Origin of the sequence: Pseudomonas sp. B21128, from assembly GCF_044218865.1 — a bacterium.
Lineage (GTDB): Bacteria > Pseudomonadota > Gammaproteobacteria > Pseudomonadales > Pseudomonadaceae > Aquipseudomonas > Aquipseudomonas iridis.
Map to the genome: position 1 here is coordinate 5,539,537 of NZ_CP162590.1, position 14,919 is coordinate 5,554,455.

Here is a 14,919-nt window from a genome sequence, read left to right on the forward strand (position 1 = left end):
TAGCAACTTCCCTAGTCAACTCAATGCCCGAAAAATGGGGCAAGCGACACGCTTGCAGGACACCATGTGCCTGTAGACGCCTGAAATCTGAAAACAGCCACTAGTTAAGTCAAAAAACCGTGCACAGTCAAATTTATGGCGCACATGCCTGGATTAACTGGAGGTTAATTAGCCAAACAGATGGTAAACCTTTGCCGCCTTCTGCGCTTGGGTGATCTGCGACATCTCGTTGGCTATCGCCTGCCGCTCCCCCATGGCCACTTCAAGAAGCTCCTTGTAGACATGGAGCAACTCCTCAAGGTTATCGCGCAACGCGACCTCGTCCATCGAAGCCTCACTCAAGACGTCTTCCATGCAGGAACGGCAAGCCAGATCCAACTCACCAATGGCTTCCCAATTGCGCTCGGCCAAGGCACTGACCAATGCTTCACGGGTATCGGCAATTCGCTGCAATACAAGACTCATGGTGATCTCCTTAGAACTGGGGGCCTGATGGAGCGATGCCGTCCCAGCCTTCTTTTACGGTGCGCAGCAGGCCGGCAACTTCGTCGAGAATCTGCGGATCACTCTTGACGTTGGCTTCGGCAAGTCGCTTCATCATGTAGATGTAAAGCTGGTTGAGCTCACCCACCGAATCGGCACTGTTTTCCAGATCCAGGCCTTCACACAAGCCGCCGATAATGCCAACGGCCTTGCTGATGGCCGTGCATTTGGCAGAAATGTCCTTGCGCTCGATGGCGCCTTTGGCCTGAGCGATGCGCTCCAGGCCGCCTTCCATCAGCATTTGCACCAGACGGTGCGGACTCGCTTCGGACGTCTGCGCATGCGCGCCGACTTTCTGATATTGCCGAAGGGCTAACATTGGGTTCATGTTCTACCTCATTGCCACAATGACTCGTATAACCAGTGTATCGCCAACGAGTCACAGAACTTTAGATCAATAAGACAAAAACCCGGCACACGCCGATAAAGCGTAGCCGGGTTTTTGTCGTGCTTGCCTGTTACTTCGCGGATTGCTGAGCGTTCAGCGTACTAAAGAATGACGTGATGTTGCTGGCTGTGGCCTTCATCTGCCCTACCAGCAGGTCCATGGCATTGTACTTGGCAGTCAACACCTTGGTCAGGTTGGCGACACGCAAGTCCAGCGCCAGTTGCTGGTTGGTCAGGTTGCGCGTGTTCTTGGTGAGAATCGCCATGCGCTGATCAAGCAAACCGGTGCCGAGCTTATCGTCCGCTGGCGGCTTGAGGTACGGATCCACCGCTTTGCTCATACGCGCCAACAGACCATTGGTGTCGTCGGTGCCGGAGAACAATTGTTGAACCTCGCCAGTCATGCCTGGCTGGGCCATGGTTTTGGTGAACGCGTTGGTATCAAACGTCAGGTTACCGGTGTTGCGGTCGGTCATCACACCCAGCTGGGACAGCACGGCCAGCGGTCCACCAGCACCCGGCGCCGTCAACTCGGCACGAACGCTGGCAATCAGCGAACGCGGCATCGCATCGCCAGTGAAAGCCGCTTGTACGGTCAGCTTGCCATCTTCGTCCGGCGTCGCCTTGGACAAGGTGTCGATGGTAGTTTTCAACGTGTTGTAAGCGTCGACAAACGACTGAATCGAGGCCTGCAGACCCTTGGTGTTGGCATCCACGCCGATAACAGTCGGGGTGCCCGCCGCTGGCGCGCCAGCGCTGACCGTTGTCAGATTCAGCGTCAGACCACTGATTGCACCGGTCACCGTATTGCTCTTGCTGCTGACCTGAAGACCGTCGATGGTCAGCTTGGCATCTTGTGCAACGCCGTTGACGGCGCCCGCAGCACCTGCCGCAGGACTAGTCCCCAACGGCTTGGTGCCATCAATTTCCAGACCGGCAATACCGCTGACGGTGAGGTCGGAACCTTCGCCGGTCTTGTTCGAACTGATCACCAGGCGCGAAGCACCGGTGCTGTCGGTCACAATGTTGGCGGAGATGCCGTTGGCGCCCTGAGCCTTGTTGATGGCGTCACGGGTGCTCTGCAAGGTGGCATTGGCCGGGATGTCCACATTGTAATCAGTGCCATTTTGACTGATTTTCAGGGTACCAGTCGGAATGGCACTGGCGGCGCCGCCGGCAAAAGAGGCACTGGCGACTTTCGAGCCGGTGGCCAGCTGATTCACGACAACACTGTAATTACCCGAAACCGCGGTGCTATCGGCGGTGGCGTTCAAAACGGCGGTATTGGCCGAAGTCGCGGTGAAGCCGGCAAACGCTGGATTGGTCTTGCTGCCCAGATTGGTCATTGCCGTCTGGAACGCGGTCAGCGCGCTCTTCAACGAACCGATACCGGAAATCTTCAGTGTGTTGGCTTTGGTCGCGGTATCGATTTGCGTCTGCTTCGGCGCCTTGTCGGCGTTGACCAGCGCAGTAACGATCGCCCCGATGTCCAGGCCGGAACCCAGTCCGGAACCCGGTAGAATTGGACTTGCCATGTGCATCTCCCTTCAGATTGTTGCCATTCTTTTGACCGCTACACGCATCTTGAGAACGTACAAACATTATTCATGCCAGCTATCAGGCCTTGGCGTCGAACAACACGTGACTTGCGTTGGCGAGGCTGTCTGCCAGCTTGAGGGCTTCTGCGGAGGGAATCTGTCGAACGATTTCACCCGTCTCGCTTGCGATCACCTTGACGATGACCTTCCCGGAATGCTCATCGATGGAGAACTCCAGATTGCGCTTGATCGATTGAACAAACTTTTCGATCTCCTGCACTGCCAGTTTCAACTTGGCATCGTCCGTATCCTGACTCTTGGCAGCGACCGGAGCTTCAGCCTTGGTAACTTCAGGCCTCTCTGACGGTTTGTCAGCAACCGGCGTTACTGGCTTGGGAGCCGGATAAGACAGGTTAAGCTTCACGCTCATGTCCATGCTCATCACCTCCTAACGTAAAAAGGCGAGAGAGCACGACTAGCGCACTCCCCCGCCCAAACTTGTTCCGAGATTACTGAAGCAGTTTCAGTACAGCGGAAGGCAGTTGGTTGGCTTGAGCCAGAACGGAGGTCGAAGCCTGCTGCAGAGTTTGCTGCTTGGTCAGGTTAGCAGTTTCTGCGGCGAAGTCAGTGTCTTGTACACGACCCTGTGCAGCAGTGGTGTTCTCAACGATGTTCTGCAGGTTGGAGATGGTGCTGGTCAGACGGTTTTGCGAAGCACCCAGGCTGGCACGGGTATCACCGATTGCAGCGATAGCAGCGTCGATGGCCGTGATAGCGGCGTCGATGTTGGTACCAGCGGTAGCAGCGTCAGTACCGGTCAGAGCCAGAGCGCCTTTGTCTACGGACAGGCTCACGGCGTCGAACTTGGAGCTCAGTACCAGGTCGATGTGGTTGGCAGTACCGGTGTTTGCGCCAACTTGCAGAGTCACAGTACCAGCCGAACCGTCCAGCAGGTTTTTGCCGTTCAGGTTGGTGGAAGCAGCGATACGGCTGATTTCGTCCGACATGTCGGCGAATTCTTTGTTGGTCGCTTTCTGGTCAGCAGTGCCGTTGGTGCCGGTACGTGCTTTAACAGCCAGTTCACGCATACGCTGCAGAATGTCGGTAGTCGCTTGCAGAGCGCCTTCAGCGGTCTGGGCAACGGAGATACCGTCGTTGGCGTTCTGGATAGCCTGGTTGCCGCCGCGGATTTGCGATTGCATACGGGTGGAGATTTGCAGGCCAGCAGCGTCGTCTTTAGCGCTGTTGATTTTCAGGCCGGAAGACAGGCGCTGCATCGAAGTCGACAGAGCGTCGGAAGCGCGGTTCAGGTTTTTCTGAACGTTCAACGATGTGGTGTTGGTGTTTACTGTTAAAGCCATGACGAATTCCTCGTTGGTTGGGTACTGCGGCTTCCGGCCCTGGCAACCGCCGGGTATGGCCTAGAGAACCTTCGTAATAGTTATCGTCGGGAATGCAGGTTGCTTGAGGGCTTTTTAAAAAATATTTGCCATCACCCTGCCACCCCAGAGAAAACAAAGGCTTAGCCGCCCCTCACTTTCGAAAAAATGACGCCATAAAACCGACCGCTGCGCAAACCTGCGGGCCAGTGCGGTTGCCCGCCTTCAGGCTGGCGTGGCCGTCAGCAGTTCGATCAGTTCGTACTCCATGAAGTCCGCCAGCCCCAACCAGTCCTGGCGCTCCTGACAATCGAGCATTTGCGTCAGTACCTGCGCCCACATCTGTTGGACATCCGCAGGCGCGGACTGAAGTAACGGGTGCGCACCCTCGAAGACCTCGACCATGCTTAGCGCCGCCTCGACGTCACGTCCCAGTCGAAACAGACTTGCGCAGGCACGGCAGTCGTTGATGCATTGCGCCATTGCCGTCATTGCACAAACTCCTGATTGAACCGCGTCCCGGCGATCAGCGCGCCCGCTCTGCTGCTATTGAAAAACTCAACCTGGGGATGGGCGGCGATGTAGCGTTCGAGAACGCATAAATAGCCACGGAAGTTGAGTTGGGTGCTGACGCGCTGACCATGCCCGTCACGCACCCAATGCCGCGCCTGATTCACACTCGGCCCAAGCTCACCGTCATTCCAGCCAGCATGGGTCTTGTTCATCGGGAAGGCGAAGTCGGCGCCGAACAGAGTGATGCGTCTCGCGCCCATTTTCACGGCCAGGTCTACCGCCGGGTGAATCACACTGCCGCCGACATGCAGTTCGCCTCGCGGATATGCCTCGCGCAATGCCGCATAAACCGGGCTGGCGGAGTAGCCGCCGTAGCGCTTGCCCTTCCAGGCGCGCAAAACCTCGGGGTCGCTCATCGGCAAATAGACCAGAGGAATGCCTTCGGACTGTTCAAATGGCAGGTGACGGAAGCTGATGAGCTGATCAATGCTCACCACCAGATCCGGCACCACACCGTGCTCACGCAGCGGTCGATAAGCGGTGTCGACACAGATGAACAGCGGACGCTGCGCCTGAGCCCGCACTTTCGCCAGCCGTTCGAAATGCCCCTCCAGGGTCGGCCCCGTGGCGATCACGTAGACGTCACGGTCGACGCAAGTGCCGAACAGTTGCGCCACATCGTCATCGCCCAGCAGCACTGGCAAGCAATCCTGCAAGCGTTGCTGAATGACCGGCGACTGCGGATCGAACTCACGATTGTTGAAGCTCAGGTGCACTTCACTGACCAGCCGATCACGGATCTTTGCGTTGAAGTCATCAGCCAGCAGCATCTCGGCCGGCAGGGCAAAAAACGGCGTGCAGATATCAGACAGGTCACCGGCGTAGAACAGCTCCACGCGCGGATCCTCCAGCCAATGGCGCTGATCGAGCAACTGCACGACCAGCGCAAACAGCGCGCCGTTGAGGATATGCACGTACAACCGCTCAAGCCCGGCGCGCTCCAGCAACACCGCAGGCAAATCGCCGAGGCCGGTGCCATAGACATGCAACTGCGCTTTATCCGCCAGGCTGGCGGCCTGAACACGGGCTTCGTGAGTACGGTCATGGCGACTGGTGAGTTGAACGCCATTGACGCTCAATGTCGAACCGAGCCCCTGCACCAGTTCAGCCTGAACCGCCGCACTGTCTTCGGCCATCAAGCGCTCGAACAGCGCCGGCCAGCGGCGCTGAAGGACTTCGGCGTTGGCCTGGAAAAACTCGCTCATGGCGCCTCGCGCTCCGTTTCAGGCAAAAAAATAGCGTTCAAGGTTAACCTTGAACGCTATTTTTGTATCCGCCGTTTTTAATCAGGCTCAGGGGCGGAAGATGATCGCCGAGCCCCACGACAGACCGACACCGAAACCACTGAGCGCGACGCGCTGCCAGGCGGAATCGAGTACGTGCTTTTCCAGCAGCAGCGGAATACTCGACGACACGGTGTTGCCGGTCTCGACCATGTCCTTGATGAACTTTTCAGGCTCGCCTTCGAAGCGTCGCGCCACGGCGTCGACGATCGCCGCACTGCCCTGGTGAATGCAGAAGGCGTCGATGTCATCAGCCTTGAGGCCGGAATCATCGAGCAACTCGTGCAAGTGCGCCGGGACTTTGAGCAGCGCAAAGTTGAACACCTGACGACCGTTCATGAAGAACACGCCATCGGTGACTTTCAGGTGTGGCGCGCCGGAACCGTCGGTGCCGAACTTGGCCTTGCCCAGTGCCCAGGTCGGATCTTCACCCATCCAGGTCGCGGTGGCCGCATCACCGAACAGCATGGTGGTGTTGCGATCTTCCGGGTCAACGATTTTCGAATAAGGGTCGGCGGTGATCAGCAGGCCGTTCTTCAGGCCTGCGGCTTCCATGAAGCCCTTGATCGCGTAGATGCCGTAAACATAACCGGAGCAGCCCAACGAAATATCGAACGCGGCGACATTGGTCGGCAGACCGAGTTTGTCCTGCACGATCGCAGCAGTGTGCGGCAAGCCTTCTTCATCACCGTTCTGGGTGACGACGATCAAGGCATCGATCGATTCACGCTTCAGCTCAGGGTTGCTGGCAAACAGCGCGTTGGCGGCTTCCACACACAGATCGGAGGTTTCTTGATCAGCGTCTTTGCGCGGCAGGAATGCCGAGCCAATCTTGCCAAGGATGAACTCTTCATCCTTCTCGAATTTTGCACCTTGTGCGTAATTGTCCACGCCGGCTACAGGAACGTAGCTCGCAATGCTTTTTATGCCAATCATTACGGCTTCCCAATAAAAAACAGCCCAAGACCACCGCTCGCAAGGATTTGAGGGGCGCCGACAAACAGAAAATGGTTGCCACGACGGGCAACCAAGGGGAGAGCAAAGGGCTATCACTGGAACCAAAAACGGGCCAGGCGCCATCTCCCCGATCAATACAATACAGTGAAGATGCGCGTTATGACTCGCAGGTCACGCTATTTTGCCGAATCCATTACAGATTGGGTTATTCGACCAACGACCAATCCAGCGGCGTACCGCGCTTGATCGGCGCGCGAGCGCAGCGCCCGAGGACGGCATCGGTGTGCTTGGGCGGCAGGCCGAGGCCAGGACGAATGGCGCGCAGATTGTCCCGCGTAAAGGAGTCACCGGCGGCCATGTCGGCGGTCACGTACAGCGAGCGGCGATACACCACCGACTTGAGTTCGGCTTCGGTTGCGCCGTATTGCACCTGGCCGAGCGCTTGCCATGCGCGTTCGGTTTCCACCACCAGGCTGGCCATCTCGGCCGGCTCCAGCGAGAAACTGGCATCCACCCCGCCCGCCGAACGGTCGAGGGTGAAATGCTTTTCCACCACCGTCGCGCCGAGCGCCACGGCCGCCACCGAGACGCCAACGCCCATCGAATGATCGGACAGCCCCACCTCGCAACCGAACAATTGCCGCAGGTGCGGGATCGTCCGCACATTGCTGTTTGCCGGGGTGGCCGGATAAGTGCTGGTGCACTTGAGCAGCACCAGATCCTTGCACCCGGCTTCACGGGCGGCGCGCACGGTTTCATCAAGCTCGGCGATGCTGGCCATGCCGGTGGAGATGATCAGCGGCTTGCCCGTGGCGGCGACACGGCGGATCAACGGCAGATCGGTGTTTTCAAAACTGGCGATCTTGTACGCCGGCACGTCGAGGCTTTCGAGAAAGTCCACGGCCGTGTCGTCGAACGGCGTCGAAAACGCGAGCATCCCCAGTTCCCTGGCGCGAGCGAAGATCGGCGCATGCCATTCCCACGGCGTGTGGGCCTGCTCGTACAAGTCGTACAAAGAAGTGCCGGCCCACAGGCTGCCCGGGTCTTTGATGAAGAACTCGCCCTCGGCCAGATCCAGCGTCATGGTCTGGGCGGTGTAGGTTTGCAGTTTCAGGGCGTGCGCGCCGGCCTTGGCGGCGGCTTCGACAATTTGCAGGGCCACGTCCAGCGACTGGTTATGATTGCCGCTCATCTCGGCAATGATGAACGGCGGCGCGTCGGCACCGATCAGATGGTCGCCAATCTTGAAACTACTCATGAACGGTGTTCCTTTTATTCAAACTGGAGTTCGGCCCATCGGGCAGCAACTGCGCACCGTCCAGTGTGGCGTGACTTGACGCGAGCACAGCATCGGCCAATGCCGCGGCGACTCGCAATGCACCGCGCCCATCGACCATTTGCCGGGAGCGTTCGGCCAGGCTCTGGCGCAGATAAACGTTGCCCGCAACAAAACCAATCGCGTCACGCAACTGCGTAACGCTGACCTGTTCGCGCGCGCCCAGGAATACATGCGCGCCCGCCGCCGCCATGACTTCACCGTTGACCTGCTGGTTATTCGACACCGCTATACAGATCGTCGGCAAACCCAACGCCGCACGCTCCCAACTGGTGCCGCCACCGGCGCCGATAAACAGATCGGCCTCGGTCATGCGTTGATGGAAATCGCTGACAAAACTGTGCAGACGCCAATTCGGCCGCGTTTGCGCCAGTGCCTGCATCTGCGTCCATGCCGGGTTGTCGACACCGGCGACGAAATCAACGTCCAGCTCAGGGAAGTCCACCAGCGCCAGCATGGCGTGATGGGTCTGCATGGCCGCATCGAAACCGCCGAAATTCACCAGTACGCGGCGGGCTTCGGGTTTGATCTCGATCGCCGGGCAGTCGAACTCTTCACGCAACATGGCATAGCGCGGGCCGAGCAGTGTGCGGCAGCCCTCGGGCAACAGCGGCGTGTAGTTTTCGCTGAGGCCGGACAGATTCTGATTGAGCAGCAGATCAACGCTGTAGCGCCGGGTGGCGAGATCGTCGACGGCAGCAATACGCGGTGCCCAACGCCGTGAGGCAGTCTGCCAGTGATGATCGAGGCCGTAGTGGTCGGCAATGATCCAGTCGAATTGGGCGTGATCTTCCAGCAGCAAATCCAACGCATCGATGTCGGCCTGCCACGGCAGCATCGACTCGATGGCCTGCTGCGGATCTTCACCGGGATAAAATTCAGGCAGTGCGAATGTCTCGAAACCTTCGGCGCTCAGAGCATCGAGTCGATGCCCCGGCAACTGCCGACAGGCAAACGCGACATGACTGCCCTGCTTGCGCAGCACCCGCGCCAGCGTCAGGCAGCGGGCAATATGGCCGCTGCCGATGGTGGGCGAGGCGTCGGCGCGAATCAGGATTCTCATTGCAACTCTCCGCCGGCCTTGAGCGCGGCGTAAAGGTATTCGGCACGTTTCCAGTCTTCAGGCGTATCGATGTCCTGCACCAGATGCCGGGGCAAAATCACCGGCAGGCTGGCCGGCGAATAGACTACCTCGCCGCGCAGCCACGCATCCGTACGTCCCCAATAAAACTGCCCGGCATCCTGCAACGCTTCGGGCAGATCCTGCGAACGGGTGTCACGAAATTCCGGGTACAACGCCGTAAGCGCGCCCTGCCCGTCCAGCGTCAGCGCACGCTGCACCGGGAAACCGAAGTTGCACACGGAGAAGGCAAAGGATTTTTCCGGATGCTGTGCAAGCAGTTCATACCCCTGACGCAGATAACGCGCCTGCAACAACGCCGCCGTGGCGTACACGCAACAGGCGTATTCAAAGCCTGGCAGTTGCTGCAAGGCATGCACGATCACTGCGGCGGTGCCGGTAAAATCATCCGCCAGATCGGCCGGGCGCAAAAACGGCACATCAGCCCCGTGCGCCCGCGCGACCTCGGCGATTTCTTCGTCATCGGTGCTGACGACAACCTGATCGAACAACCCCGAATCCAGCGCCGTACGAATCGAGCGGACAATCATCGGCACGCCAGCGAACAGCGCCAGGTTCTTGCGCGGGATGCGTTTGCTGCCCCCGCGCGCCGGGATGATTGCGATGTTGCTCACGTTGTCCTACTCCTCAATCAGCAGCCGGCGCAATTGCTCGACCACGTAATCCTGCTGCTCCTCGGTCAGCAGCGGAAACATCGGCAGGCTGATCGCTTCGGCGTAATAACGCTCGGCGTTGGGAAAGTCGCCCTCGGCAAAACCCAGTGCCTGATAGTAAGGCTGCAGATGCACCGGAATGTAGTGCAGATTCACGCCGATCCCGGCCGCGCGCAAGCCTTCGAACACCTGACGATGGCTGAGGCTAATGCGCTCGGTCTGCAAGCGCACCACATACAAATGCCAGGCTGATTCCGCATCCGGTTGAGCGCTGGGTAACGTCAGCGGCAGGTACGTCAGCAACTGCTCGTAGCGCGCTGCCAACTCGCGACGCCGAGCGATGAAGTCGTCCAGCTTGCCCAGTTGCGACAAGCCCAACGCGGCTTGCAGATCGGTGATCCGGTAATTGAAGCCCAGCTCGATCTGCTGGTAATACCAAGGGCCTTGGCTGGGCTCGGTCATCTGCTGCGAATTGCGGGTCATGCCATGGCTGCGCAGGCGTTGCAGGCGCTCGGCCAGTGCCGGTCGATTGGTCAGGACCATGCCGCCCTCGGCACTGGTGATGATCTTCACCGGATGAAAACTGAACACGGTCATTGCCGCAAATTCACCGCAACCCACCGGACGCCCGGCGTAAGAAGCGCCGACCGCGTGGGAGGCATCTTCGATCACGGTGAAGTTGTAGCGCTCGGCCAGTTCGCCAATCTTGCGCATGTCGCAGCTCTGCCCGGAAAACGCCACCGCCACCAAGACTTTTGGCAGTTTACCGTCCTGTTCAGCCTGATCCAGTTTCGCCGCCAATGCGTAAGCATCGAGGTTCCAGGTCAGCGGGTCGATGTCGACAAAATCCACGTCGGCGCCGCAGTAACGCCCGCAATTGGCCGAGGCCAGGAATGTATTCGGCGTGGTCCACAGACAATCGCCCGGGCCAAGACCCGCCGCCAGACACGCAATGTGCAACGCCGCCGTGGCGTTGCACACCGCCACGGCGAAATCGGCCTGGCAACGCTCGGCCACAGCCTGCTCGAAGCGCTCGATGGTCGGCCCTTGCGTCAACCAGTCCGACTGCAACACCTCGACGACGGCATCGATGTCCGACTGATCGAGACTCTGGCGGCCGTAGGGGATCATACCGAGAGCTTCGCGTGCAGCGCCGCGATCTGTCCGATCGAGAGGAAGTGCGGATTGGTGTCGGAGCGATATTCAAAATCTTCGCTCACCGCGCGCCCCTGCTCGCCAAGTTTGTCGACGGCAAAATCGACATCCACGCTGGTAAAGCGAATCGACGGCTGGATGGTGTAGTGATCCTCGAACTCAATAGTCATCCGCGCATCGTCCAGCGGCACCATCAACTCATGGAGCTTTTCCCCTGGACGAATGCCGACGTTTTTGTGCGGCAGGTGTTCGGCCATGCCACGGGCCAGATCGACGATGCGGATCGACGGAATCTTCGGCACGAACACTTCACCGCCGTGCATCCGCGCGAAGCTGTCGAGGACGAACTGCACACCGTGGTCGAGGGTGATCCAGAAGCGTGTCATGCGCTCGTCGGTGATCGGCAGCTCTTGCGCGCCATCGGTAATCAGCTTGCTGAAGAACGGCACCACGGAGCCCCGCGAACCAGCCACGTTGCCGTAGCGCACCACGGCAAACCGGGTTTCCTGCTCGCCGGCAATGTTGTTGGCGGCGACGAACAATTTGTCCGACAGCAACTTGGTCGCGCCGTACAGGTTGATCGGGCTGGCAGCTTTGTCGGTGGACAGCGCCACAACCTTTTTCACACCGTTGTCGATGGCCGCGGCGATGATGTTTTCCGCGCCGTTGACGTTGGTGCGAATGCATTCGGTCGGGTTGTACTCAGCCGCCGGCACCTGCTTCAACGCGGCGGCATGCACCACGTAATCGATGCCGCGCATGGCCTGACGCAGACGGTCAGCGTCACGCACGTCACCGATGAAATAACGCATGCACGGCGCGTTGAACGTCTGCTGCATTTCGTATTGCTTGAGCTCATCGCGGGAGAACACCACCACGCGCTTGGGCTGGTACTGCTCCAGCAAGCGGCGGATGAAGTTACGCCCGAACGAGCCCGTGCCGCCGGAGATGAAGATCGATTTACCGTTGAACATGTGTAATTCCTGTTCCCTGTCCGACGGACTCAAGCGAGCAACTGCGACCAGTTGATCGAAGTGTTTTCAGCCAAGGTAAAGCCTTTGCCGGTCAGGGCCAGGTTGGCGTTGTAAGCCGGGTCCTGGGCAAAAGCGCTGCTCCACTTCTCGCGCAATGCGGCCAGCGCCTCAGGGGCTTGCGGCAATTCACCGGTGTGCAACACCTGAACCAGCGGCGTCCACACGGTGAGGTAACCGGCCTGCCCGGCCTTGAGGCACAGATCGACATCGCTGAAGCCATCAGCGAAGGTCACTTCATCCAGACCACCGAGCGCATTGAACAACTCTTTGCGCACCATCAGGCACACCTTCGACACGGCGGAATAGTTCTGCTCGACCATCTGACGGTGCATATAGCCCGCAGCGCTGTGCTTCTCGCCGATGAACGCCGAACCGACGCCACCGTTCAGACCGAGAATCAAACCCGCCTGGGAGATTTTCCCGTCACGGCTGACCAGTTTGGCACCCACGATCCCGACTTCCGGACGCTGGGCATGGTTGAGCAACGAGTCGAGCCAGTTCGGATTGACGACTTCTGCGTCAGCGGCCAGCAGCACCAGGTATTCACCCTGCGCCTGCTCGCTGGCAGCGTTATACAGCGCCACTTCGCCGAGTGTCTGATCGGCGCGCAAGACATTCACTTTCGGATGACGCAACTCACCCAGCCAGTCATTGACCGCCGCCGATTGATTCTGATTGGCCGCCAACAAAATTTCATAACGGTTGTAGCGGGTTCTGAGCAGCATCCCTTCCAGGCAACGGCGCATCACTGGCAAGTCATCAACGACCGGCAGGATGATCGACACCATCGGCTGCTCAGTGTGGCGGTAATCAATCTGCCAGGTGCCCGGCGCCGCCGAAGTCACTTTGGCCTGGTAGCCACGATTGCCCAGATGGCGCAACAACGCCTGACGCTCGTGGGCATTTTCCTCCAGCGCTGCTGCTTGTGTGATCAACAACGGCTCGTCGAGATGCGCCAGACCGTCGAGGCCACCCTGCTCAATAATGCGCAGCAGCAGGTCGAACTCCATCGCTTTGCTGAAGTCGGCCTGATAACCGCCGACCTCCAGCAGCACGTCGCGGCGCACTAGCCAATGGCGTGCCATCAGCGACGGAATACTCTGCAGCAAATCAAGGTTGAAGCCGGGGCGGAATACGTCCATCAGCGCCCCCTCTTCAGTGCGCTGGATTTCATCAGTGGCCACGGCGCGAAGTCCCGTGGCCGACATCAACTCCAGACCGGCGCGTAACAGGCCACTCGTCGTGAATTCATCACCCACGTTCGCCAGCAGCAACCAGTCGCATGGAGACTGCTCGGCGCTCAGGTTGAGTTTGTCGACGAGGTTGCCCGGCGTGACCCGGACAAAGTGCAAGGTGTTCTGAGCGGTGGTCGCACTCTGCGGCTCGCCCGTGGTGAAAACGACGATTTTGAAAGCCTTGCTGTGACCTTCGACGAGGCTGTCGAGTGTCACTTGCAGCTTCTCGACGTTGTTGTCCAGATCCAGCAGGAAAATGCCGAATTGTGGACCGCCATTGTTCGCCGCCAGATGCCTGGCAATCAACGCAGCCTGTTCGGCGTCCGGCTTGCGGGCCGCCAGCCAGTCGAGCAAACGGCCCGAGCGCATCTTGCTGAAGACCGGGTAATGATCGGTGTCCGCCACCGCCCCCAGACGAGCATCCCACTCAGCGATCTTCTGCGCTTGCTCTTCTTCGCCCAGGGTTTGCAGTTGCGCCGTCAGGCGCTTGAGCACAGTGCGGTTGAACGCGTTGCTGTCATGGGCCTGCCACAACCGGTCGACGACACTTTGCGCCGTATCGTTATTGCGTGCCTGCAGCAGGTATTCCTGCCGGGTCCATACACCCTCGAGTTTTTCCAGTTGAATGCGGCCGGCCGGCATCGCGTGCAGCAAAAACTCGAACTGGGTCAGCAAGTCAAAAAAGCGCTCGTTGTAGAAAGGCATCTCGACGTATTGGCGTGGCCCGAACTTGCGCTCTGGTGTCTTGGTAAGGTTGCTCCAGGTGGACTCGAAAATCAGCTCGGTCGTCAACGCCCGTCCGGAGACCAGGCTGTCCGTCATGGCCGCGAAGCTTTCCAGGGCCAACGCCTTGCGCTGCGCCTGGTCGAGATCGGTGATACCGGTCGGCAAGGAGGCGAGGAATTCGGCGAAGGCTTCGCGCTCGGTCACCGACTTGGTATCGGTGTACGACAGCACGTGGTAGACCTCGGTGTTGTGGTCGGAGAAACCGATGTTGATCTCGCGCACGACATAAGGAATCGGCAGGATGCGCGCCTTGGCGTTCGCCAGCAGGTAGTAGGTGTGGCCGATTTCCTGCCATTCGAAACTGGTGCCCGGCGGCAATGCCGCGTACCAGTTCTTGATGATCGAGGTGCGGCACACGCCATAGAACGGCGGCACGTACTGGTGCATGAAGTCGAGAATGCGATCCTCGGCACGCTCCGACGCGTAGTCTTCGCAGACTTTCTTGTCGCGTCGGTAGTAGCTGACGCTGCCGGCCAGCGCCAGGTACATCAGGCAGTAGCCGTGGCACAGTCCGTAGTCGCGGTTGGCCTCCAGGAAGTTGACCGACTCGGTCAGCGATTCATGCAGGATGAAATCGTCGTCGGCCGCCAGCACCATGTAGGGCGTGGTCAATTGCTCCACGCCGTAAGCCAGTTTGGCCTGCATGCCCCAATAGGCGAACTGCGGCACATGGTGATAATCGACCGAGGAAAAATCGCCTTCCGGCCGATCAGGTGTGGAGTCAAGCACCATGATTCTGCAGGGCAAGCTGCTGTAGTACTTCACCGCCCGACGCAAAAAAGCCGGCCGATTGTGAGTAATCAGCACCACGGTCAGCAGCTCGTTTAGTGGCAGCGCTGGTTCAGAACTGTACTTGCCTTGCATAACTTCTCTCCACAACCGGCGACTCGCCGAAATAACGCTTTGGTGATGGTGCGAA

At 59.1% G+C, this 14,919-nt stretch carries 13 protein-coding genes and 1 pseudogene; all 14 read right to left on the reverse strand.

Annotated elements, in window-relative coordinates; translation table 11 throughout:
- Window positions 1–168 precede the first annotated feature (168 nt).
- Window positions 169–465: a hypothetical protein gene (locus AB4P91_RS25015; RefSeq protein WP_042558214.1), complete on the reverse strand. Its 297-nt coding sequence runs from the start codon at window positions 463–465 to the stop codon at window positions 169–171.
- Between the two features lie 10 nt (window positions 466–475).
- A complete protein-coding gene (fliS, locus tag AB4P91_RS25020) occupies window positions 476–871 on the reverse strand; it encodes a flagellar export chaperone FliS (protein ID WP_150594259.1) in 396 nt (131 codons plus the stop codon).
- A gap of 130 nt (window positions 872–1,001) precedes the next feature.
- The gene (fliD, locus tag AB4P91_RS25025) at window positions 1,002–2,465 is read right to left on the reverse strand and encodes a flagellar filament capping protein FliD (RefSeq protein ID WP_395603913.1); all 1,464 of its coding nucleotides are present in this window, start codon (window positions 2,463–2,465) and stop codon (window positions 1,002–1,004) included.
- A gap of 82 nt (window positions 2,466–2,547) precedes the next feature.
- Window positions 2,548–2,904 (reverse strand): flagellar protein FlaG, encoded by a 357-nt coding sequence (locus AB4P91_RS25030; RefSeq protein WP_150594261.1) that lies wholly within the window; start codon window positions 2,902–2,904, stop codon window positions 2,548–2,550.
- 73 nt (window positions 2,905–2,977) lie between these two features.
- Complete coding sequence (locus tag AB4P91_RS25035; RefSeq protein WP_150594262.1) at window positions 2,978–3,829, reverse strand: flagellin domain-containing protein; 852 nt, start codon at window positions 3,827–3,829, stop codon at window positions 2,978–2,980.
- Window positions 3,830–4,072: 243 nt separating this feature from the next.
- Window positions 4,073–4,339: a hypothetical protein gene (locus AB4P91_RS25040; RefSeq protein ID WP_150594263.1), complete on the reverse strand. Its 267-nt coding sequence runs from the start codon at window positions 4,337–4,339 to the stop codon at window positions 4,073–4,075.
- Window positions 4,336–5,625, reverse strand: a complete 1,290-nt coding sequence (locus AB4P91_RS25045) for a motility associated factor glycosyltransferase family protein (protein WP_395603914.1) — start codon at window positions 5,623–5,625, stop codon at window positions 4,336–4,338. Before AB4P91_RS25045 ends, AB4P91_RS25040 begins: the two co-directional genes overlap by 4 nt.
- A gap of 87 nt (window positions 5,626–5,712) precedes the next feature.
- Complete coding sequence (locus AB4P91_RS25050; protein ID WP_047300261.1) at window positions 5,713–6,639, reverse strand: ketoacyl-ACP synthase III; 927 nt, start codon at window positions 6,637–6,639, stop codon at window positions 5,713–5,715.
- 226 nt (window positions 6,640–6,865) lie between these two features.
- On the reverse strand, window positions 6,866–7,918 hold the full coding sequence (gene pseI / locus AB4P91_RS25055) for a pseudaminic acid synthase (protein ID WP_395603915.1): 1,053 nt from the start codon (window positions 7,916–7,918) through the stop codon (window positions 6,866–6,868).
- Between the two features lie 10 nt (window positions 7,919–7,928).
- Window positions 7,929–9,059, reverse strand: a pseudogene (pseG, locus tag AB4P91_RS25060) (UDP-2,4-diacetamido-2,4,6-trideoxy-beta-L-altropyranose hydrolase); the annotation flags it as partial.
- On the reverse strand, window positions 9,056–9,751 hold the full coding sequence (gene pseF, locus AB4P91_RS25065) for a pseudaminic acid cytidylyltransferase (RefSeq protein WP_395603916.1): 696 nt from the start codon (window positions 9,749–9,751) through the stop codon (window positions 9,056–9,058). The pseudogene pseG and the gene pseF, both read right to left, overlap by 4 nt.
- Before the next feature lie 6 nt (window positions 9,752–9,757).
- Complete coding sequence (pseC, locus tag AB4P91_RS25070) at window positions 9,758–10,921, reverse strand: UDP-4-amino-4,6-dideoxy-N-acetyl-beta-L-altrosamine transaminase (protein WP_395603917.1); 1,164 nt, start codon at window positions 10,919–10,921, stop codon at window positions 9,758–9,760.
- The gene (gene pseB / locus AB4P91_RS25075) at window positions 10,918–11,919 is read right to left on the reverse strand and encodes a UDP-N-acetylglucosamine 4,6-dehydratase (inverting) (protein WP_395603918.1); all 1,002 of its coding nucleotides are present in this window, start codon (window positions 11,917–11,919) and stop codon (window positions 10,918–10,920) included. Before pseB ends, pseC begins: the two co-directional genes overlap by 4 nt.
- Before the next feature lie 29 nt (window positions 11,920–11,948).
- Window positions 11,949–14,864 carry a TIGR00180 family glycosyltransferase gene (locus AB4P91_RS25080; protein WP_395603919.1) on the reverse strand — a complete coding sequence of 972 codons (2,916 nt, stop codon included), beginning with the start codon at window positions 14,862–14,864 and terminating at the stop codon, window positions 11,949–11,951.
- Window positions 14,865–14,919 lie beyond the last annotated feature (55 nt).